The sequence below is a fragment of the Paenibacillus sp. GYB006 genome, assembly GCF_036577645.1.
GTDB lineage: Bacteria > Bacillota > Bacilli > Paenibacillales > Paenibacillaceae > Paenibacillus.
Genome location: NZ_JARBDA010000007.1, coordinates 159,696 through 180,423, shown reverse-complemented (window position 1 = coordinate 180,423; position 20,728 = coordinate 159,696). Strand labels below are relative to the sequence as shown.

Here is a 20,728-nt window from a genome sequence, read left to right as displayed (position 1 = left end):
TTCTCATATAGTAAATCCCCTGGCATAAAGCGCAGGGGATTTAAAGCTTGACTCAGATCTTAACGGTTGTAGAACTCGACGATTTGTTTCTCGTCGATATCTTGAGAAAGCTCAGCGCGTTCTGGAAGACGGATAAATCTGCCTTCAAGAGCTGCTTCGTTGTACTCAATGTAAGCAGGAAGGTGTGAACGGTTTGCAATCGCTTCTTTTACAGAAGAAAGGTTGCGAGATTTTTCACGCAGACCAATTACATCACCAATGTTTACAGCGTAAGACGCGATATCTACTTTTTTACCGTTAACAGTAATGTGTCCGTGAGATACCAATTGACGTGCTCCTGCACGGGAGTTAGCAAATCCAAGACGGTAAACCAAGTTGTCAAGACGGCATTCTAGTAGGAACATGAAGTTCTCACCAGCGATACCTTGCATTTTTTGTGCTTTAGCGAACAAAGTACGGAACTGCTTTTCACCCAAACCGTACATGTGGCGCAATTTTTGCTTTTCTTGAAGTTGCATACCGTAGTTGCTGATTTTTCTCCGTTGGTTAGGACCATGTTGGCCAGGAGGGAAAGGGCGTTTTGCCAATTCTTTACCTGTACCGCTGAGAGAGATGCCGAGACGGCGACTTAATTTAAATTTAGGACCAGTGTAACGTGCCATGTTTAGAGTAACTCCTTTTATTATAAATTATCAGATGGGGCTCTATTTGCGCCGCTTTTTGTTTCGTATTACCTGTTATTTGAGGTATACAACCGATTGAAAAGTTCAGCCGCTGTTCAATCAGCAACAAAGAGCTGTGAGGGTGACACAACGTTACGCCCAAATTTAAGACCATAACAGTCTTGTTCAACAATATATATTATATTAAATTAGAGTACGAAGTCAAGAGAATGACAAAGTAGAATTTCGTCTTATTTTGTCGATAGGTAATTAGACCTAAAAAAGTAGTGCTGATTTCTTTAAAAAAGGTGCAAAGTGCCAGTAAAGAGAGTAATATAGATTGTATCTTAAATTTAAACCATCAAATACTTTAATATTAAAAAGTAAGAACATAAGAAGATCGTAGACACATCCATGTGATATGAATCGACCATGCCTTTTGGCCCTGATCCGTTACTTGCTGGGTCACCAAAGGTGCAAAGGAGCGCCTATATGACAGAACAATTACATAGCACTTTCTATAATGCACGTAATGTAAAGAACTCCGACCGGGGCATTCAGACTTTTCCGCCTCCTCTTTTGCATGAAGAACAAGGTTATTGGAATGAAAAAGATGAGTGGTTGTATCATCTTGATGTTAGCACTTTTGATTCTGCGTATAATGATCGTTTGCTCCGTGAGGCATTTAAGGAATGGAATCATCAGGTTCAGTGTATCCCTTCTCTAAAGCATTCGGTGTTTTCACTGTGGAACAGTAATAAATTATGTGTGGCTAAAAGCGGAGAACTCTTTTCTCCTATAAAAGAAGCTGTATTCCAAGCACTAGAGCAAGTAGATACAGATATCCGACTTTATCCACAGCAGTCCGTAATTTCAGAATATAAGCATTACCGGTTATACACAATACCACTCCAGACGCGGCTTGAAGGAAAACAGCTTGGTGTTCTGTGCGTCGCTGTACCAGAAGCAGAAGTAAGAGAGAGTATCCTCGAAGTGTTAGAAGCGGCAAAGCTTTTTTTTCAGTCTAGTTTTTATCGTCATTTTGAGCACCACTTTCTATCCGATTTGCTGCATATTCATAAAACAACAGAAAAAGAAAATAGACGGCGTTCCATTCTATTTCAAATTGTACAGCGGATGCACGATCGAATGGATGTTCAGACCGTTTTGGAAGAGGTGTTTGACAGCGTAGCTTTTCTGTTCCCGGCAGCTCGTCTTACACTGTACATGTCACAAGATGGAATTACAGAAGATCCGCGGATCAAACCGCTGTATTTACAAGGGCAATACAATCCGGTATGTGCTATGGCTTATACAGAAGAAAGAATGATTTCTCAGCCGCTTGGGCTGGAAAAATACGAATTTGGGATTCCTTTTAGAGGAAAACAGGGGACATACGGTGTTTTTCATATTGAAACTCCCAAAGAAGTAATAGAGGATGTAGATATCCAGCTAATCGTCATGATGGCGGATACGGCTGGAACAGCTTATGAGAATGCCAAGATGCATCAGCAATCGAATACACTCATTCAAGAACTTCGAATGATAGACGAGTTAACCAAAAAAATAAATCAGAGTTTGCAGCTGGCAGACATTTATGAATATGCTGTGCAGCAGCTAATGCGTATTTTTAAAGCAAAAGCCTGCTGTATCCTTAAGCTTGATCCGGAAGATCAGCAGTTCCGTGTTCTGAATTCAACGCTGCCTTCGTTAGGACAAGAGAAGTACTCGCTCTACGGGATCAGCGGAGAGGTATATCGTACAGGAGAACCTATTATCATTTTTGACTATGAGAAACATACCGGTCCAAGCTCTATTTTTATGGATATAACAAACTCTAAGTCTATGATGGCCGTACCTCTACGCATAAGCGGACAGGTTGAAGGCGCTATTTTAGTTACACATCAGAATAAACAGTTTTTCTCTTACGATAACTTTCGTTTCATGGATATGCTGGGTGTTCATATTGGACTTGCTGTTACGAATGCCACTCTTCATGCCGAAGTAAAGAGACTGGCAACAGTAGACGCGTTAACGGGTTTATACGTAAGGCATTATGTGGACCGAATGATAGAAGAAAGACAGAGCAGTGACTTTTGTGGTTCACTGATCGTTATTGACCTTGATGATTTCAAGCAAGTAAATGATTCTTATGGTCATCAGATCGGTGATCAAGTACTTACCCAGGTAAGTGACGTCATTCGCGAAAATGGAGGTCCAGATGACCTATGTGCAAGATGGGGCGGGGAAGAGATGGCCATTTATTTACCTCAGGTCAGTGCGCAGCAAGCGCTCTTTATTGCAGAGAACATCCGGGTACAAATCTCAAAGCGAACTTCTCCATCGATTACGGTATCCTGCGGAATTGGGGAATGGTGCTGGCTTGATGATCAAGTCAGTGTTGAATCGCTGTTCTACCGTGCAGATATGGCTTTATATGAAGCTAAAAACAGCGGTAGAAATCGGGTATGTATTGAGAATAAAAATAGGTACAGATAAGGAGCGCTTCCTTTAAAAAGGAGGACGCTCTTTTTTATGGATACAAGTAGTACACTGAGGCCAACCTAACAATAAATGAGGAAAGGTTGGGTTGATATGTGTAAATCATTATATCGTTTCTTGATGGCAATCCTATGCGCCGCTGTTCTGTCCTGGGGAACGGGTTGTGCTAACAGGTATCAGGAGGACCCGAAAGAAATCTTTCAACGTGCATTAACGGGGTTAGCTGGTAAAGAAGAGATGAAGTTTCGAGGAAAAGCGGCCATTCGAACGGATGATCATGGGTTATTTGATACGGAATATCAGTATTCAGGGACGCTCACAAACCATAATGAGATCGTTATTGAGGGTCAGTTATCTCCGAGCAGTACCGACACAAAAACAAGGTCACTTACTTTGAAAAGGGTGAATAAAGAGTGGAAAGCGGAGTCTTTAGATGGAACAAAACCACCGGTAGCGCGCTGGAATCCGTTAGCCCAATTAGAAGCTATTGAACAGACAAAAAACAAAACGTTTCGTACGGAGTATGGTGTCCCGAGAGGGAGACAAATGATTAGAATTGAACTTGAAGGTGAAGAAGCGGTAACGTATCTAAGTAATCAGCTTGAAGAGGAAATGCAGGAACTTCAGAGTGAACTTCCGGCTCTCACGAATTCGGTTCCTAATGATAAACGCAGTGAATGTTTGAAGGAACTGAATACCCTGTATGAACAGCAGAAAAGTCAGCTGGGTGATTATCTGACAAGGGCACAAGCTACACTCGTATATCATCTGCTTATTGATAAAAAGACGAATCTTCCCCTGAGATTGTCTTCTGAAAGTGAGATTCGTTATGAGAAAGCAGAAGGAGCCCCTAAAAAGGAACTTCTTGTGACGGATGTATATTTTGATCATTATAAGTAACTGAATTCTGACATGAAGTATTCCATCAGACAAACTGCATGATACAATGGAAATGTTAGACAACGATAGAAGCTTTACTACATGAAGGAGGCAACATATAACGATGAAAGATCCAAGAATTCAAAAACTTGCTCAAAATTTGGTTGGATATTCTGTAAATGTACAACCAGGAGAAAATGTTCTAGTGGAGATGATCGGCTCAGAACGCGACCTGCTGAATGCAATTATTGAAGAAATCGGTAAAGCCGGCGGTAATGCGTTTGTTCAGCTGACTGATAAAACAGTACTCCGTTCCATGTTGTTTAATGCAACAGAAGCACAGCTGAGAACATGGGCAGAGATTGACTTAAAGCGTATGGAACTTATGGATGGATATATCGGAATTCGCGCTGGAGAAAATGCGAATGACCTCTCTGATGTGCCTGAAGAAAAAATGAAAATGTACAATGCACTCTATTCTCACCCTGTACATAGCGAAGAACGTGTGAAGCGTACGAAGTGGGTAGTACTTCGTTATCCGAATGCAAGTATGGCGCAGCTTGCGAACACGAGTACAGAAGCATTTGAAGACTTTTATTTCAAGGTATGTAATTTGGATTATGCCAAAATGGACAAAGCACAAGATCCATTGGCTGAGCTGATGCGCAAAACTGATAAAGTCCGCATTGTCAGCCCCGGAACTGATCTTCATTTCTCCATTAAATCCATTGGAGCAGAAAAATGTGCGGGAGAGAAAAACATTCCGGATGGGGAAGTATATAGCGCGCCCGTTCGTGATTCTGTAAATGGGACAATCAGCTATAATACACCTACGTTATACAATGGGATTACATTTGAGAATATCAAATTCCGTTTTGAGAACGGTAAAATTGTAGAAGCTACAAGTAATGATACGAAACGACTCAATGAAATTTTGGACGCAGATGAGGGTGCACGTTACATCGGTGAATTTGCTATTGGATTTAATCCACATATTCTGCACCCGATGAAAGATATCCTGTTTGATGAAAAGATTGCAGGAAGTCTTCATTTTACGCCAGGGCAGGCATATGATGTAACAGATAACGGAAACACTTCATCCATTCACTGGGACCTGGTACTTATTCAGCGTCCGGAGTACGGCGGTGGAGAGATTTATTTTGATGATGTACTTATCCGTAAAGATGGAATTTTTGTCATCCCAGAACTGCAAGGACTGAATCCCGAAAACTTGGTTTAAAACAAACGAAGCTAACAAGTAAATGGAAAATGTAGTTGCTAAGAAAGCGGATTCAATGTATATTGTTAGTGGTTATAAAGAGTAGAATATTCTTACACTAGACGGAGGGATTCCTATGTCGAATAATAACGCGGCAGTGGTGGAGATTGCGCAAACGGCCAGCAAATTCGCTTCTTCCATCGTACTCCACTCTGACACAAAGTACATTGATGTGAAGAGCATTCTGGGACTATTTACCACACTTGTTGGCGGCAAAAACTATGAACTTCATGTTCATGGACCAGATGCAGATGAAGCGAAGAAAGAGTTATCTGAAGTATTCGAAAAACATGGACTTACTGTTTCGCTTGCAAAAGAATAACAGCAACACAGCAGTAAAAGCATCTTTGCCAAATTTGGCGAAGATGCTTTTTTTAGATGCTTCTTGTATTGAGAACGGTTTTCGTCTAATATTAAGATTAGATTGTTGTACAAGATTCTGGACGTAGGGGGGAAGAGTGCATGACTTCATCAGATCTGCAAGAACAACTTAATTCCAAAGCAATTCGTCTTCTTGAAGAAGATGCATATAAAATAGAAAAACTGATTCAAGTTCAGATGGAGAATCTGGCAACCCGTTATTGCCCTCTCTATGAGGAAGTACTGGATACGCAAGTGTTCGGATTTTCAAAAGAAGTCGATTTTGCAGTGCGTGCAGGTCTTCTTCCGGTCGATACAGGTAAACAGTTGGTAAACAACCTTGAACGTAATCTTGCTGTCCTGTACGAGGCACTTAATAATAAAGGAAACCAGGAGTAAGCTCCTGGCATCTTTTCATAGAAGCATGCAGATTGGAGATGCATGCTTTTTTTGTATATAAGCTTAAATCAAGAAGAACGATACACCAAGAATAGCATAGACAGCCATAAGAAGAAGCCCTTCGTACCAGTTGGTGGATCCATCTTGAATAATCGATTTGGAGATAAATACGGCAACGCCAATGGCTACGAGTTCAATCGTAGTAAATACGATGTCCATGGTGTTTCCAAAAAAGAAACTAGTGAAGACGAGTACGGGTGCAACAAACAACGCGATTTGCAAACTGCTGCCTACTGCAATCTCAACAGCTGCTCCGATTTTATTTTTCATAGCGAGCAGGACTGCTGCACTGTGTTCAGCTGCGTTTCCTACAATCGCTACCAGGAATGCACCGACAAAGACTTCACTAAGGCCAAATCGAACAGTCAGGGTTTCCAGCGTTCCAACAAGCCATTCACTGACAAAAGCAACCATTACGGTAGCGAATACAAGGTAAGCAATTGATTTTTTCTTAGACCAGGCAGGCTCCTCATGAGTTTCTCCTTCAGCAACGTTCTCTGCAAGGATGTCTTTATGTGTAATCATCGAGAAAATGATCCAAGCAATATAGGCAACAATAAGAATACCAGCTACAATGAGACTCAAGGTTTCGGTTTGTGGGACAGTAATCGTATGGGTATTAAAAAATACTGCCGGCACAAACAGGGCGATTACGGCAACAATCATGAGAGAACCGTTCATTCCCGCAAGGGATTGGTTAAAATTCTGAACCTTAAATTTGGTGCCTCCGAGAAAAATACTAAGACCAAGCACAAGCAGTAAATTACCGATAATGGAACCAGTCAAACTTGCTTTGACCATGTCATAAAGACCTTCTTTAACGAGAAAGATAGCAATAATAAGTTCGGCTGCATTCCCAAAAGTGGCATTGAGAAATCCGCCTAGTCGTTCCCCTGCATAGTGAGCTACATTCTCTGTGGCTTTTCCTAAAAATCCAGCTACAAAGACTACCGCGATGGCGGATAGGACAAACTGAATAAGCGGGTCAAAGTGAAGGTAATGGGAAACCGCACTTAGTAAAAAGGTGATGATCAATAACGAGGTTCTAACTTTACTCATATGTAGTCTCCTTTTTTCTAACGTTTCATTTGTAAGAACGAAGTTAGATCCGAATTCATAACTATATTCCCCCTTTCATATGTAATATGAAACATGTAATATGAAACATTTGATATATTGCTGAATTATGAAATTGTTTTCATTGCCTAAGCAGTCAGATGGCACTTTTATTTGCAATTTGGGGGGCAGAAGCATTAAAATATCTTATAAAGAAGCAAAGGAGGATATGGCATGTCAGAACAGCTAAAAATCGAAACAGGCGACATCCGGATATCCAATGATGTTGTAGCAAAAATTGCTGGCCTTGCAGCGTTAGAAACTCCGGGGATTGCAGCAATGTCTGGAGGTTTATCTGAAGGCTGGGCCAAACGCCTCAGCGGAAAAAATGTGCAAAAGGGTGTCACTGTAGAAGTAGGAACAACGGAAACAGCCATTGATCTCCGCATTATTGTTCTTTACGAGACACCTATTCACGAAGTATCCCGGATGCTTCAGCAGAATGTACGTGAGGCAGTAGAAAGTATGACAGGTCTTCGAGTTGTTGAAGTGAACGTGAAGGTAGAAGGTGTTTCCTTCCGAGGCGACGAGCAATAAGATGCAAATCTTATCTTACAATGTTTGATCTTACCTATCATAATGGATGGCATAAAAGCCGCATAAAGAAGGACAGTTTCGGTATTTACCGAAACTGTCCTTCTTTTATTACCTGGACCGTGTACTGCGTCGTTTTTGTGTATTCCGTGTGACAAGAGCAGGGGATGGTCGTTCTTCCGTTACCGTTCGAACGGATTTAACCGTCTCTTGCGATATTTCCAAATTGTTTTCCCGGGAAATACTAAGCATGATCCCGATACTTGTCATCGTTACAAGCAAAGAGGTTCCCCCAAAGCTGATAAAAGGAAGAGTTACCCCTGTAACAGGGATCGTTTGAGTAACTCCGCCGATATTAATGAAGGCCTGAATTGCAATAAGCCCCATAATCCCGACGCCAACCAGTGTCCCGAAGATGTCCTTGCAGCGAAGTGCAATCGTAAACCCTCGCCAGATAAAGTAAACATAAATAATGAGGAAAATAGTAGTGCCGATGAATCCGAGTTCTTCGCCGATGACAGCAAAGATAAAGTCATTAAATGCATTGGGTAGATAGTGAAGCTTAATTACCCCTTGGCCAATTCCTGTACCCGTAAAGCCGCCTGTTCCGATGGCGGTAAGTGAGTTCACCAGGTTGTAAGAATCTCCTGTCTTATCATGAAACGGATTGAGAAAAGATTGAAACCGTGCCAGCTTATAACTGTATGAACTTCCGGATACATTCCCGGACATTAAATCCACTAGATAACCAGCACCCATGACAATGGCCGCGCCTAGAATGAGCAGTCCGATGGAACCCATGATGTGCTTCATACTTGCCCCGCCTGCGTAAATAATGAGGCCGCAGGTTGCAACGAGGATAAAGGTAGTACCAAAGTCAGGTTGCAGCATGATGAGTCCTGCAACAAAGCCGACAATAATCATCACCGGGATATATCCGGTTTTGAGATCTCGGAAACGCTCGCCTTTTTTAGTAATAAGTGCAGCTAAATATAGAATGATCGATATTTTGGCAATCTCGGAAGGCTGTAAAGTTCCAAATCCAAGATTAAACCAACTTCTAGCGTTGTTGATTTCTACTCCGACGAATAGAACGGCAACGAGCATCAGAATGGTAATAAAAAATAAGGGTTTATATAATTGCTTGTATTTTGCAAAAGGAATATTCATAGCAACAAACATGCCTATAACGCCGAGTATGGCATATACCGCTTGTCTTTTCGTGTAGTGAAGTGCGTCATAGTTGAGTTTTTCAGACATGAGGGCAATGCTGGAACTCGAGCTGTAAACCATAACCAGTCCGAAACCGGTAAGCAGCAAGGTGAGGATCAGCAGCTGATAATCAGGTAAACCTTTTCTCTGAGGCCTAGCTGTATTTTTCTTCATAGAATTCATAGTGCCTAAGCTTCAAGCAGTTCCTTGAGTTCTTTTATTTTCTCATTAGCTACATTCAGAACAGGAGAAGGAATTTCACTCTCATACTCTAGTCCATGGGGGAATGTCGCTCTTCCGATATAAACAGCTTCTACCGAAAGAATGGTGTCTGGTTTCTCTAGTTTGCCCTCGATTGCCCGTGTATTAATACGTAAGAAATATTCGTTTTTTGTCTTGTTGTCCTCAATTTTGTAGTCGTATGTAGCGCGGTAATATTCCCACTGCCAACGAATAAATCCGACTTTCTCGGCACTTTCGTCCATGTACGCCAGATCACTTTTTAAACCGTCCAGGCCTGTGTTTTCAAATATCATTGACGACCATACCTCCTATATATAAAATCTCCCTTACATTTCTAGTTTCATATTAGTATGTTTCCTCAGCATGTGCAAGCTTTCCATAACCTTCCATTTCATATCGTTTACATATAAATTCTGCTACAATTAATTAAGAAATCATTTGAAGGGGTGGAGAGCGTGAGAATACAGCATACCTATGAAGAATGGATCGGCAAGATGATAGAGTGGAGACGTCATCTTCACCAGCACCCGGAACTTTCTTTTCAGGAATCCGAAACATCAAAGTTCATTGCTGAACATCTAGGTTCATTCGGCCTTGAAGTCATTACAAATGTAGGAGGACATGGTGTTATTGGAATACTGCGTTCAGGACAGCCTGGACCTGTAGTGATGCTTCGAGCAGATATAGATGCGCTCCCTATTCAAGATGAAAAGTCAGTTCCCTATAAATCACAAGTTGATGGTGTAATGCATGCCTGCGGTCATGATGGACATACATCAACGCTGCTGGCAACGGCCGGTTATATGAGTGAGCATATAGATGAGTTTATTGGAGAGATCAGGTTTTTGTTTCAACCCGCAGAAGAGCTTCTTCCGGGAGGTGCAGTGAAGATGATTGCTAGCGGAGCCTTGGAAGAGGTAGATGTGATTTATGGCATTCATTTATGGTCTCCGATGCCTGTCCGTACGTATGCCAGCACTTCTGGGGCCATGATGGCTGGCGCTGATGACTTCTATATCGAGCTGAAAGGTAAAGGAGGACATGGCGGCGTACCTCATGCGAGTATTGACAGTATTGTTGCTGGATCTGCCTTAGTGCTGCAGATGCAAAGTATAGTGAGTCGTTCGGTCGATCCGCTTAAGCCCGCTGTGCTGACCATTGGAACCATTCAGGCAGGGGCTGCTCAGAATGTGATTGCCGAAACCTATAAAATAAGTGGAACGGTCCGCACCTTTGATGAAGAAACGAGATATATCATAAAAGAACGTATACATACATTAACGAATCAGATCGCTGCCGCGTACGGTGCCGAGGCGGAGATCAAATACTTGATGGGTTATCCGCCCGTCATTAATGATGAGAAGGAAGCAGAACGATTTTTCAAGGTGGTTTCTGAAGAGTTCGGAGCAGAGCGGGCAAGCGTATCGCCGAAGATGATGCCTGCTGAAGATTTTGCGTATTATTTGAAAGAGAAACCAGGCTGTTTCATGTTTGTCGGTGCGGGGAATGAGCAATTAGATGCCGTATATCCGCATCATCATCCGAGATTTGATTTTGATGAAAGTGCAATGCTCGATGCCATGAAACTATTTATTCAGATAACGAAAGATTACCTAAAAGAATACGATAGGACATAAGATAGGGCATAATATGATCAGTTCATGAGAGAAAACGAATGTGACTTGTTTATTTGGGTACTCTAACAAAAGAGCACGAATCCAGGCGTTGTTAGAGATCTTATAGATGAGGAGTAGGCTTCTAATGAATAAAAATGTATCTGATGTGATGTCCACCAATGTTGTTCCGGTGTCACTGGACAAGCATGTATATGATGTTGCACTGAATATGAAAGAATATGATACGGGGTTTATTCCAATTGTAGAAACAGAAGATCATCGTAAGCTAGTAGGGGTTGTAACGGACCGTGATCTTGTTCTGCGCGGAATTGCCTCAAAAAATCCGGGTTCTACGAAAGTAAGTGAAGTTATGACTGCGGATGTGCATACCGTAAATTCTACAGCTTCTATTGATGAGGCAGCAAAAATGATGGCAGCGCATCAAGTTCGTAGACTGCCTGTCGTTGATAATGGAGAACTCGTGGGTATCTTATCCCTGGGCGATATCGCAACGGAGTCTTCGTCTCAGAATAATGCCGGCAGTGCTCTTACCGACATTTCTGAACCTTCTCATTAATATTTGGGAACGAGCCGAGAGTCCTGTATACTATGATAAACAAGAAAAAGTTCATTTTCGCCTGATGGGTGATAGATGAACTTTTTTCTTTGTATTTTAGGTTAGATGAGAGATCCATGATGGATATAAACGTCCGCTTGAAAGGAAATACTGGATATAAAGGAGGCAAACACCTATGAACTCACATCATGCATGTATTGTACAGCGTGACTTTACCATTTTGCTGGAGACAGCCCATCCTCAGTCCGAAAAAGCGAGAGAACTCATTCTTCCTTTTGCGGAGCTGACTAAGAGTCCTCCTGCTTTTCATACATACAAAATAACGCCGCTTACATTATGGAGCGCCGCTGCCTTAGGTTATTCTGCTGATGAGATCCTTAGCAGATTAGAGTCTGTGTCCCGCTGGAATGTACCTGCATCGCTTACTCAAGAGATCAGGCAGCTTATTGAAAAATACGGTAAGTTGACTCTGCAAGCAGACGCGCGGTCAGAAGATTTTCGGCTGGTTAGTGAAGATACGGACCTGCTCGGAGAAATTCTAGCACATCCATCACTAACTGCTTACGAGTTAAGCAGATTATCGGATACCGAACTGAAGGTGCTCGGCAAGTACCGAGGACTGTTGAAGCAAGATCTTACGAGGCTCGGTTACCCGGTAATGGACCTGGCAGGATATAAACACGGAAGCCCGCTTTCTTTTCAGTGGAGAAACACAGGCAGCTCGTTACATAACAAACCCTTTGAACTCCGAGATTACCAGAGAGAAGCAGCGACTGCCTTTGAAGGAAAAGATGGCTTTGGTGGAAGCGGGATCCTTGTTCTGCCTTGTGGAGCGGGAAAGACAATTATCGGCATGGCGGTTATGGAACGACTACAGACGGAAGTGCTCATTCTGACATCGAATACGACTTCGGTAAGGCAATGGATTCGTGAGATTGAGCAGAAGACAACGATTCCATCCGCATCGATTGGTGAATACTCTGGTCATAGTAAGGAAGTCAAGCCAGTGACGGTGGCAACCTATCAAATTATGACGCATCGCAAATCGAAGGAAAGCGAGTTTACGCATATGAAGTTGTTCGGAGAACGTAGCTGGGGACTGATTATTTATGATGAGGTTCATCTTTTACCTGCTCCGGTGTTCAGAGCTACCGCGGATATCCAAGCGACCAGAAGACTCGGGCTTACAGCGACGCTTGTTAGAGAAGACGGCCGGGAGGAGGATGTATTTTCACTCATTGGACCTAAACGTTATGAATTACCCTGGAAGGAGCTCGAACAGGAGGGCTGGATTGCGGAGGTGAATTGCAATGAAGTGCGTGTTCCCATGTCCGATGAACTTAAGGAAGCCTATATGTACGCGGAGAGCAGACAGAAGTTTCGATTAGCAGCAGAGAATCCAGCCAAGATTAATGTGGTAAAAAGGCTGCTTGCTCTACATCCGAATGTCCCTGCTCTCATTATCGGGCAATATGTTGGGCAATTGAAGGCAATGGCAAAAGAACTCGGTGTTCCGCTCATTACAGGAGCAACAAGTGAACAGGAGCGTTCGAGGCTGTATACTGCTTTTCGTGAAAAAGAAATCACGGTGTTAGTCGTTTCAAAAGTAGCCAATTTTGCCGTTGATCTGCCGGATGCTGCGCTAGCTATTGAGATTTCGGGCAGTTTCGGTTCACGTCAGGAAGAAGCTCAGCGGCTAGGACGCATCTTGCGGCCCAAAGAGGGAAATAACCGTGCTTATTTTTATACGCTGGTTTCGGAAAATACAAAAGAACAAGATTTTGCTCTAAAAAGACAACTCTTTCTAATAGAACAAGGATACGAATATCACGTAACAGACGAAAAGGAGGTTGCCTCCGGTTGAAGAATGAAGAAACGACAACATCATTAGAAAAAGTAGAGTGGTCTGCGAATGAAGCTCAATTTCTACAGGCCGCTTTTTTAGAGTTCGGCGGAAATCCATTTCAAATGGAGAAACTTAAAAGCTTATTTGCTGGGAAAATGAGCGGACTTGAGGTGGATATTGCGTTATTTGGTTTGCGTAGAAAGGGCTTTATCGATGCAGCCAAAAAAACATGGGGAGAACATATCTACTTTATCCCTTCCCGGCATCATTCCTTTTTGACAGAGAAGTATGTACTGCCCTTATTTGATGATGAAATTGGTGATATTTCACGCAGCTCAGCTGGAAACATACAAGTTGCTATGGAAGCAAGGCCAAACATTGCGGGGGAAATACTTCACCTGCTGTCTTACATTGCGATCCACGGTGTTCCGCTGACAGCAAAAGGGACGATACATAAAAAAACGATATCCAAAATTGAAAATGTAACGGTATTAAGAAGTACGGACTTTCAATTGTTGAAATTATCCTATGCCCATCCGGAGATTTATCCTGTACAGGTAGCCGTGCTTCTCGACTTAGTATTTACGCTCGGACTTGCCAAGAAATACGAGGCAGAAATCGGGCTGGATGAATCCTACGTTAGCCGCTGGGTGCAGTTAGATAGGTATCAGATGGAGAGAAATATCTATACCGCCATTATGGAGCGCTATAATGCAGGAGAAGCTGGATTGCAGCATTTTCGCTATCTGTTGACCCTATTTAGCCGGAAAGATGCTGGGTATTGGCTGAGCATAGATCTGATTTGTCAGCGATTTGTACAGGTCAGTATCATTAATGAACAAGATCTTGCTGAATTCCAAAGTTATGCAAAAGGATGGGTCACGCTGCTCGCTGCGTTCGGTTATGGAGATACCGGAATGTCTACGGCTTCGGACGAGGCTTTATACTTCCGGTGGACGAATCCTATCATTTATGACTTGGAAGATACAGAGCATTATACAGAGCCAGCTATCTATGTACAGCCCGATTTTGAAGTGATTGTTCCTCCTGATGCGCCTTATTCTATAAGGTGGCTATTAGAAGGCTGTGCTGATCTTGCGGTACGAGACCATATGACCATCTATAAACTGACGCGAGAGCGACTAAGTGAAGGTGCTGAAGTGGGGATTACTCCATCCTTGGTGCTTACATGGCTGACTCGGTATGCACAAGGATTGATTCCTGAGAATGTTCTCTTGGCACTGAAACAATGGGGAAGTGAACTTGGAAGAACTTCTTTTTCACAAGTCATGCTGCTAAGTGCAGAAAATAAGCAGGATGCAGATCAAATTGAGTCATATCCATCGTGGAATGAGTCTTTACAAAGAATTGGGCCGCTGCATTTCATACTGGAGCGAGACAAATTGATGGAAGTAAGAAAGCGACTCACGATGATGGGACTCACCCCAGCGAAGGCAGTTAAAGGAATCGATACAGAAGAACGGAAATATCCGGCTGTTTCGATAGAGGACGAGGTCACGCTGTCATCAGTAGAAGAGAATCCATTTATCCATTTTAATGAAGAAGGAAGGCAGGGATTTGTATACACAGGCCGAAACCTGCATTACTATGAAGGGGTACAGGAGGACCGTGATGAGGCCGCAATTATGCCAGACATAACAGAGGTACCGAAGATGTGGGTAAGTGAATGGAGAGAGTACCATCCATCTACAGCGAAACAGCTGGTACAGCAGGCCATCAACTGGCGTACCCGAATGGGAGTGGAGATGGAGGGACACAGGCAGGAGTTCATCCCTGAATCAATCGGCAAAGGCGAGCCATGGGCTGTAAATGGTTGGCTGCTCCCTGGACCAAAGAGAATAGTAGCTGAGCAGCGTACACTTGTACCTGCTGAATGGACAAAGCTTATCTTAATTTTACCAGATTAAGTAAAATCCTGAGAGGGTTTAGGAACAAAACTCTTCTTATGAACAATCGGGTATGTTATGATAGGTTATAGTCCGCTTTCATATTTTTTAAGGAAGTGGAACTTTATTATAGATCGGGATGAATTTCATGAGCGTATCTGAACTTAACACGGTCGATATGGCCCAAGTGTTGACTTACGCCTATGAACTGGGCGATATGATCAACGAATCCACGTTGGTTTCAGATTATTTATATTGGAAAGAGCGGGTTCAATCGAATCCAGAAATACAAGAGTGGGTACGTAAGCTCGAAGATAAGAAGGAACTGTTTGCAGAAACACAGCGTTTCGGCCATTTCCATCCTAACTTCCATAGTGCCAAAGATGAAGTGAAGGCAGTAGAAGACAAACTGGATACTTTCGAAGAAGTGATTCGTTTTAAAGAAGCGGAGCAACAGCTCGATAGCCTACTCCATCAAATGTCTGAAACAATTGCTTTCTCTGTATCAAGCACAATTAAAGTACCAAGTAATAACCCATCCCATAAAGGTGGATGCGGCGGCGGTGGAAGCTGCGGCTGCGGAGGTTAATATGTATAGAATCGCTTACCAGAATTGAATTCTGGTAAGAGGATTTTGCAATAGATAGAAAGAGATGCAAATCCTACAAAAGAGGTGAAATTCGCATGTTTGCGGAACGAACAGGATATATCATATGGGTAAGTGATGTAAAGGCTGCGCGCAATCTAGACAAGTATGGAACCGTACATTATATTTCTAAAAAAATGCATTATGTCGTAATGTATGTGAATGCGGAACGTGCGGAAGATACAATGAAGAACGTACGTAAACTCTCTTATGTACGCAAAATAGAACGATCTTATCGTAATGAAATTAAGACGGAGTATAGTAAAGATATTCCGGATAAGACCAGCTTTTATGGCGGTATCGGTTAACGGATACTAGGTAATGCTGACTTTTTGAATAGGTTATAGATTGGAGCGGCCCGCCTTTGGTCGCTCCTGTTATTTTATATGAGCATGAATAAATAGTGCTAGTGACTTAGCTCTGCGATTCGAAATTACAGGATTTAGGATTTATGAGATAGGATCTTAATTTTCAACTTGAGATTCCGGGACTTATGATGTAATATATTGGATAAATATGTAGATAGAAAGACCTATCTTGTGGAGAGTGATATCCCATGCGTGACAAGTTAATGCAGCGTTGGAGCACCTATGAACCTTTTTTTGTGGCTTTGGGTGATAAAAAAGTGGCTGACATTGTCATAACGAACCATGCTAAACTTCGATATGTTGACCGAGTCAGACAAGATAATAATGATTTTGAGAACATTGCAGCATGGTTGTGGGAATGCCTCAAACAGAACAGGATCTCACCTTACTATCGAAATGAACAAGATGTATATTTAATTGATGGCGATCTTGTCGTGGTTGCGGAATTTGCGGAGCTGCCTGGTGAATACGATATTACAGGTAATCCCCTTCATAAAATGATTATTGTAACGTTCCTCGGAAGAATGTCGGAGACGATGGAACTTCGAGATCTCAAAACTTATTATTCCTGGTTGCGTCATTCTAGGCGCATGACACTGGTCAAGAACAGCCGCAAACGTAGATAAGCAGGACTTTTTTGTAAATGTAGTGAAGATAAGGTGTGCAGAAGCTGCACACTTTTTTTTTGGTATAAATCGGTTACAATATGATGAAGGCCAGGGGGGATAGTTCGATGAATTTTCACCAATTACATATCTTTTATACGGTTGCGGAAAAAGGAAGTTTTTCGGCAGCAGCTCAAGCTCTACATATGACACAGCCTGCGGTTACCATGCAAATTCAATCACTTGAAGATTATTTTGGAACCAAATTAATTCATCGTTCCACTAAAAAAATAGAGCTTTCTGAAGCAGGTGAGGCCCTGCTTCCTTACGCACTGAGAAGTATGGAGTTATTTCGTGAAACGGATGAAGCGGTAGCCGCCTACACAGACAGGCTGCAGGGACGTCTATTAATTGGAGCGAGTCTGACCATCGGTGAGTATGTACTGCCAAGACTGCTCGGTCCTTTTGGCAAGAAGTATCCCGATATCTCGATCGTGATGAATGTAATGAATACCACGCAGATTGTTGAAGGAATTATGAAAAACCAGTTGAACTTTGGCATGATTGAGGCACCGCTGTCTCATCCAGATCTTATTGTAGAGCCAGGCATGCATGATGAATTGAAGCTGATTGTTCCTGCACAGCATCCACTCGTTCTTCTGCAAGAGGTCAAGCTTGAAGATATCCTGGAGTATCCATTTATCGTAAGAGAAAAAGGATCGGGGACGAGACAAGTGATGGAGGCTGCGATGAAAGATAAAGGGATTGAACCATCGAGTCTAAATACCGTCATGGAACTAGGCAGTACGGGGGCTATTAAATCTGCGGTGGAAGCGGGTGTTGGAATCACCATTATTTCACCCTATTCTGTGAAGCATGAAGTGGCGCTCGGCCTTGTAAAAGTGCTTGATTTAAAAGATATTACATTCTCACGGGAATTTTATGAGGTATATTCGAAGTCTTCCATGTTACCCATCTCAGCCGTTACTTTTTTAAATTATTTGAAAAAGTATGCTCAGGACTTAGACGTGATCGGCAGGATAGGACAAAGCACATCTTAGGATTGGTTTTCTAGAATCCGTGTATATTGTATAAAGCATGACAAAGGAATGGAAAGGAGGCATTCGTATGAATAGATCGGAAAAAGAAGCAGCTAATGTAAAACTTTTGAATGGAAAATGCGATCTTCATACGCATAGCCAGGCATCGGACGGAATGCAGCCGTCTTCCGAGAATGTTCGCATCGCGTATAACAAAGGTCTTGCTGCTGTGGCGATTACAGATCATGATACGGTTGCAGGAGTAGAAGAGGCACTTGCAGCGGGGGAAGAATACGGGATCATAGTCGTACCCGGTGTAGAGATCAGTACTAGACTTGAGGGTAAAGAAATTCATGTGCTGGGGTACTACGTGGATATAAAGAACCCTGAATTTCTCAACAGACTGGAGACCCTGCGCAGAACCCGTGAGGAACGGAACATACTTATTCTGGAGAAGTTAAATGAGCTTGGGCTCGTAATTTCTATGGAAGACGTAATTCGGGTTATGGGACGACCGCTGGAAAAGGATGAGACAGTTGGGCGTCCGCATATTGCGGATACGCTTGTAGCAAAAGGATATGTAAGTAACATGCGGGAAGCTTTCGATCTTTATTTAGCAGAAGGTAAACCGGGATTTGTCAGTGTTCCGCGGGTGACACCAGAAGATGCATTTGCCTGGATTAGAGCTGCAGGCGGAACGCCGGTGCTTGCCCATCCTGGGCTTTATGGCGATGATGAACTCGTTCGAAAAATAATAGAACATGGTCATCCGGCGGGGATTGAAGTTTACCATTCAGATCACGGCCCCGAAGAGGAAAAGCGATATCTTGCAATGGCTAAGCAGTACAACCTGATTGTAACAGGCGGTTCTGATTTTCATGGGGCGAGGCAAGGAGTTGTATTCCACGGGGATCTCGGCAGCGTGACCGTAGATGCTTCTGTTCTCAGTCAACTATACGAGGCTGGTTCGGGAAAATAAAAAACGGCAGAGACAAACTAGACTAGCTAATTTGTCTCTGCAGTCGTAAAAAGCAGCGTTCTCTATCGTATAGGGAACGCTGCTTTTTGATTTCCTCTTTTTTTAGAAAAGGAGAGTAAGATCAATTCTTAATGTGGCTAGGCAGCCTTTTAATTAGATCTTCGCTCGGTGTAACAAACAGCGTTTTTTGATTATCATAAATCACAAAACCGGGTTTTGCACCGCTAGGTTTTTTCACATGACGGATGGTCGTATAATCCACAGGTACACTGCTAGACTCTTTGGCCTGGCTGTAATAAGCCGCAATCATGGCTGCTTCTTCCAAGGTCTGCTCAGAGAAGGAGGTAGAGCGTATTACAACGTGTGAGCCCGGAATGTCTTTTGTATGAAGCCATGTGTCATTAGAACTTGCCAGACGATTCGTCAAGTATTCATTTTGCAGGTTGTTTTTGCCTACATAAATTTCGGTACCATCGGAAGACGTGAACACTTGCAGAGAAGGAAGTTGATTCTTCTTTTTCTTTTTCTTATTTCCTTTTTTATTACGGTCCCGAAGATACCCTTCAGAGACCAGTTCTTCCCGAATCTCTTCGACATCGTTTATCGATGCAGAAGCCAGCTGCTGTAATAAGTTGTCCATGTACATGATTTCTTCGCGTGTTTTGATCAGTTGTTCCTCAATGATCTGCAGGCTGTTTTTGTATTTATTGTATTTTTTAAAATAACGCTGAGCGTTATCGGATGGAGTCAAAAGCGGGTCAAGCGGGATGCGTACTTCAGCTTGGTTCTCATCATAGAAGTTCGTAAGAACTGCTTCTTTATCTCCTTTTTGAATGGCATGAAGAGAAGAGAACAGCAGTTCACCGTAAATTCGGTACTGATCCGCATCATCTGCTTCCGCAAGGTCCGCATTCAGATGATCTAGTTTCTTAATGTTTTTATTACGTTCATTTTGCAGGAACCGAAGGAGGTCACTGACTTTCTGTTTGACAACGTCCCGTTCCGCCTTTTCTCCATAGTAATCTTCCATACATGCACTAATCGAATCATACGTTTGATTCTCATTCAGATGAGTGAGAGGAATGGCGGAAAAAACCATTTTTTCTTTTGCATTCGTTGCAATGACGGGCGTGAACTTGTTGCCGGATACGAGATTCATCACTTCAGAGAAACCATTCCACAGTTGTTCTTTGTCCCGTACCGCATCTGCATCATTCTGCTTGCCGCGGAATGCAATCTCTTCCGCAATCAGCGGGCTGAGTCCGCTAAAAGTTTCCACCAGCCATTTCGATGCACTTCCTTCATAGCTCTCATATGATGCAAAGGAAGAAACATTTGCGGTGAGCGGATTTTCTTTATTCTGCTGCGGAGGTTCCATGTATGAGAACCCAGGCATAATGACACGGTAACTGCTGATCGCAGGCGTCACATGGTGGATTCCATCTAAAATATTGCCTGTGGAAGGGTCTACCAAAATCACATTGCTGTGTCTGCCCATCAGTTCAATAATAATTTTCTTCGTGGAAACATCTCCGATTTCGTCCCGCTGCCGAACATCAATATGAATAATTCTTTCCATGCCGACTTGGCTAATTTTCTCAATAATAGCCCCTTCGCAGTGTTTGCGAAGCAGCATACAGAACATAGGTGCTTCTGTTGGATTCACAAACGTTTGTTTTGTGAATTGAACACGCGGATAAGTAGGACTAGCTGAGATCAGCAATTTAGCGTTCTCACGCCCTGCTCGAAGACTAATCACAATATCGCGACTGTTAGGTTGATGTATTTTACTCATTCGTCCGCCAATGAGCACTTGAAGCTCATGCACGATAGAACGAACGACAATTCCGTCTAATGCCATAATCTATGTTCTCCCATCTTGTATCAGGTTGGTTTTT

The 20,728-nt window shown here is 42.7% G+C and carries 20 protein-coding genes; 15 read left to right on the top strand and 5 right to left on the bottom strand.

Annotation, left to right across the window (positions count from 1 at the left end):
* Positions 1 to 59: 59 nt before the first annotated feature.
* The gene (gene rpsD / locus PV403_RS17075) at positions 60 to 662 is read right to left on the bottom strand and encodes a 30S ribosomal protein S4 (protein ID WP_213529896.1); all 603 of its coding nucleotides are present in this window, start codon (positions 660 to 662) and stop codon (positions 60 to 62) included.
* Positions 663 to 1,154: 492 nt separating this feature from the next.
* Between rpsD and PV403_RS17070 the strand changes: the two genes are divergently transcribed.
* The 5 genes from PV403_RS17070 to PV403_RS17050 all read left to right on the top strand — a co-directional run bounded on the left by PV403_RS17070 (position 1,155) and on the right by PV403_RS17050 (position 6,081).
* Positions 1,155 to 3,161, top strand: coding sequence for a sensor domain-containing diguanylate cyclase (locus PV403_RS17070; protein ID WP_332085373.1), 2,007 nt, complete (start codon positions 1,155 to 1,157; stop codon positions 3,159 to 3,161).
* 96 nt (positions 3,162 to 3,257) lie between these two features.
* A complete protein-coding gene (locus PV403_RS17065) occupies positions 3,258 to 4,064 on the top strand; it encodes a hypothetical protein (RefSeq protein ID WP_332085372.1) in 807 nt (268 codons plus the stop codon).
* A 103-nt stretch (positions 4,065 to 4,167) separates the two neighbouring features.
* Positions 4,168 to 5,283 (top strand): aminopeptidase, encoded by a 1,116-nt coding sequence (locus tag PV403_RS17060; RefSeq protein ID WP_332085371.1) that lies wholly within the window; start codon positions 4,168 to 4,170, stop codon positions 5,281 to 5,283.
* A gap of 115 nt (positions 5,284 to 5,398) precedes the next feature.
* Positions 5,399 to 5,644 carry an HPr family phosphocarrier protein gene (locus PV403_RS17055; RefSeq protein ID WP_191799060.1) on the top strand — a complete coding sequence of 82 codons (246 nt, stop codon included), beginning with the start codon at positions 5,399 to 5,401 and terminating at the stop codon, positions 5,642 to 5,644.
* A gap of 140 nt (positions 5,645 to 5,784) precedes the next feature.
* Positions 5,785 to 6,081 carry a YlaN family protein gene (locus PV403_RS17050; RefSeq protein WP_213529888.1) on the top strand — a complete coding sequence of 99 codons (297 nt, stop codon included), beginning with the start codon at positions 5,785 to 5,787 and terminating at the stop codon, positions 6,079 to 6,081.
* Between the two features lie 63 nt (positions 6,082 to 6,144).
* Here PV403_RS17050 and cax read toward each other — a convergent pair whose 3' ends face one another.
* Complete coding sequence (gene cax, locus PV403_RS17045; protein ID WP_332085369.1) at positions 6,145 to 7,200, bottom strand: calcium/proton exchanger; 1,056 nt, start codon at positions 7,198 to 7,200, stop codon at positions 6,145 to 6,147.
* 231 nt (positions 7,201 to 7,431) lie between these two features.
* Here cax and PV403_RS17040 point away from each other — a divergent pair, with 231 nt between their 5' ends.
* On the top strand, positions 7,432 to 7,794 hold the full coding sequence (locus PV403_RS17040; RefSeq protein WP_191799062.1) for an Asp23/Gls24 family envelope stress response protein: 363 nt from the start codon (positions 7,432 to 7,434) through the stop codon (positions 7,792 to 7,794).
* Positions 7,795 to 7,902: 108 nt separating this feature from the next.
* Here the strand turns inward: PV403_RS17040 and ftsW are convergent, their stop codons facing one another.
* Together ftsW and PV403_RS17030 are read right to left on the bottom strand one after the other, a co-directional pair.
* A complete protein-coding gene (ftsW, locus tag PV403_RS17035) occupies positions 7,903 to 9,177 on the bottom strand; it encodes a putative lipid II flippase FtsW (RefSeq protein ID WP_332085398.1) in 1,275 nt (424 codons plus the stop codon).
* Between the two features lie 14 nt (positions 9,178 to 9,191).
* Positions 9,192 to 9,539 carry a YugN family protein gene (locus PV403_RS17030; protein ID WP_160033636.1) on the bottom strand — a complete coding sequence of 116 codons (348 nt, stop codon included), beginning with the start codon at positions 9,537 to 9,539 and terminating at the stop codon, positions 9,192 to 9,194.
* 201 nt (positions 9,540 to 9,740) lie between these two features.
* Between PV403_RS17030 and PV403_RS17025 the strand changes: the two genes are divergently transcribed.
* The 9 genes from PV403_RS17025 (at position 9,741) to PV403_RS16985 (ending at position 18,830) form a co-directional block, all read left to right on the top strand.
* The gene (locus PV403_RS17025; RefSeq protein ID WP_332085397.1) at positions 9,741 to 10,883 is read left to right on the top strand and encodes a M20 metallopeptidase family protein; all 1,143 of its coding nucleotides are present in this window, start codon (positions 9,741 to 9,743) and stop codon (positions 10,881 to 10,883) included.
* A gap of 124 nt (positions 10,884 to 11,007) precedes the next feature.
* Entirely contained in the window at positions 11,008 to 11,439 is a 432-nt protein-coding gene (locus PV403_RS17020) for a CBS domain-containing protein (RefSeq protein WP_332085367.1), read from the top strand.
* A 175-nt stretch (positions 11,440 to 11,614) separates the two neighbouring features.
* Positions 11,615 to 13,303, top strand: a complete 1,689-nt coding sequence (locus PV403_RS17015; protein WP_213529880.1) for a DNA repair helicase XPB — start codon at positions 11,615 to 11,617, stop codon at positions 13,301 to 13,303.
* Entirely contained in the window at positions 13,300 to 15,213 is a 1,914-nt protein-coding gene (locus PV403_RS17010) for a helicase-associated domain-containing protein (protein ID WP_332085365.1), read from the top strand. The genes PV403_RS17015 and PV403_RS17010 overlap by 4 nt, the downstream gene beginning before the upstream one ends.
* A gap of 127 nt (positions 15,214 to 15,340) precedes the next feature.
* Positions 15,341 to 15,781 carry a YlbF family regulator gene (locus PV403_RS17005; RefSeq protein ID WP_332085363.1) on the top strand — a complete coding sequence of 147 codons (441 nt, stop codon included), beginning with the start codon at positions 15,341 to 15,343 and terminating at the stop codon, positions 15,779 to 15,781.
* Between the two features lie 95 nt (positions 15,782 to 15,876).
* A complete protein-coding gene (locus PV403_RS17000; protein ID WP_213529876.1) occupies positions 15,877 to 16,146 on the top strand; it encodes a YlbG family protein in 270 nt (89 codons plus the stop codon).
* A 248-nt stretch (positions 16,147 to 16,394) separates the two neighbouring features.
* The gene (locus PV403_RS16995) at positions 16,395 to 16,832 is read left to right on the top strand and encodes a hypothetical protein (RefSeq protein ID WP_191799070.1); all 438 of its coding nucleotides are present in this window, start codon (positions 16,395 to 16,397) and stop codon (positions 16,830 to 16,832) included.
* 107 nt (positions 16,833 to 16,939) lie between these two features.
* On the top strand, positions 16,940 to 17,872 hold the full coding sequence (locus tag PV403_RS16990; RefSeq protein WP_332085361.1) for a selenium metabolism-associated LysR family transcriptional regulator: 933 nt from the start codon (positions 16,940 to 16,942) through the stop codon (positions 17,870 to 17,872).
* 67 nt (positions 17,873 to 17,939) lie between these two features.
* Positions 17,940 to 18,830, top strand: coding sequence for a PHP domain-containing protein (locus PV403_RS16985; protein WP_332085360.1), 891 nt, complete (start codon positions 17,940 to 17,942; stop codon positions 18,828 to 18,830).
* 121 nt (positions 18,831 to 18,951) lie between these two features.
* Here PV403_RS16985 and PV403_RS16980 read toward each other — a convergent pair whose 3' ends face one another.
* Positions 18,952 to 20,691 carry an Rqc2 family fibronectin-binding protein gene (locus PV403_RS16980; protein WP_332085359.1) on the bottom strand — a complete coding sequence of 580 codons (1,740 nt, stop codon included), beginning with the start codon at positions 20,689 to 20,691 and terminating at the stop codon, positions 18,952 to 18,954.
* Positions 20,692 to 20,728 lie beyond the last annotated feature (37 nt).

Coding starts and splice junctions, on each gene's coding strand:
- PV403_RS17015 (WP_213529880.1), top strand. CDS start 11,615: ATGAACTCACATCATGCATGTATTGTACAGCGTGACTTTACCATTTTG.
- ftsW (WP_332085398.1), bottom strand. CDS start 9,177: ATGAAGAAAAATACAGCTAGGCCTCAGAGAAAAGGTTTACCTGATTAT.
- PV403_RS17040 (WP_191799062.1), top strand. CDS start 7,432: ATGTCAGAACAGCTAAAAATCGAAACAGGCGACATCCGGATATCCAAT.
- PV403_RS17060 (WP_332085371.1), top strand. CDS start 4,168: ATGAAAGATCCAAGAATTCAAAAACTTGCTCAAAATTTGGTTGGATAT.
- PV403_RS16980 (WP_332085359.1), bottom strand. CDS start 20,691: ATGGCATTAGACGGAATTGTCGTTCGTTCTATCGTGCATGAGCTTCAA.
- PV403_RS17030 (WP_160033636.1), bottom strand. CDS start 9,539: ATGATATTTGAAAACACAGGCCTGGACGGTTTAAAAAGTGATCTGGCG.
- cax (WP_332085369.1), bottom strand. CDS start 7,200: ATGAGTAAAGTTAGAACCTCGTTATTGATCATCACCTTTTTACTAAGT.
- PV403_RS16990 (WP_332085361.1), top strand. CDS start 16,940: ATGAATTTTCACCAATTACATATCTTTTATACGGTTGCGGAAAAAGGA.
- PV403_RS17000 (WP_213529876.1), top strand. CDS start 15,877: ATGTTTGCGGAACGAACAGGATATATCATATGGGTAAGTGATGTAAAG.
- PV403_RS17005 (WP_332085363.1), top strand. CDS start 15,341: ATGAGCGTATCTGAACTTAACACGGTCGATATGGCCCAAGTGTTGACT.
- PV403_RS17050 (WP_213529888.1), top strand. CDS start 5,785: ATGACTTCATCAGATCTGCAAGAACAACTTAATTCCAAAGCAATTCGT.
- PV403_RS17055 (WP_191799060.1), top strand. CDS start 5,399: ATGTCGAATAATAACGCGGCAGTGGTGGAGATTGCGCAAACGGCCAGC.
- PV403_RS17020 (WP_332085367.1), top strand. CDS start 11,008: ATGAATAAAAATGTATCTGATGTGATGTCCACCAATGTTGTTCCGGTG.
- rpsD (WP_213529896.1), bottom strand. CDS start 662: ATGGCACGTTACACTGGTCCTAAATTTAAATTAAGTCGCCGTCTCGGC.
- PV403_RS17065 (WP_332085372.1), top strand. CDS start 3,258: ATGTGTAAATCATTATATCGTTTCTTGATGGCAATCCTATGCGCCGCT.
- PV403_RS16995 (WP_191799070.1), top strand. CDS start 16,395: ATGCGTGACAAGTTAATGCAGCGTTGGAGCACCTATGAACCTTTTTTT.
- PV403_RS16985 (WP_332085360.1), top strand. CDS start 17,940: ATGAATAGATCGGAAAAAGAAGCAGCTAATGTAAAACTTTTGAATGGA.
- PV403_RS17025 (WP_332085397.1), top strand. CDS start 9,741: ATGATAGAGTGGAGACGTCATCTTCACCAGCACCCGGAACTTTCTTTT.
- PV403_RS17070 (WP_332085373.1), top strand. CDS start 1,155: ATGACAGAACAATTACATAGCACTTTCTATAATGCACGTAATGTAAAG.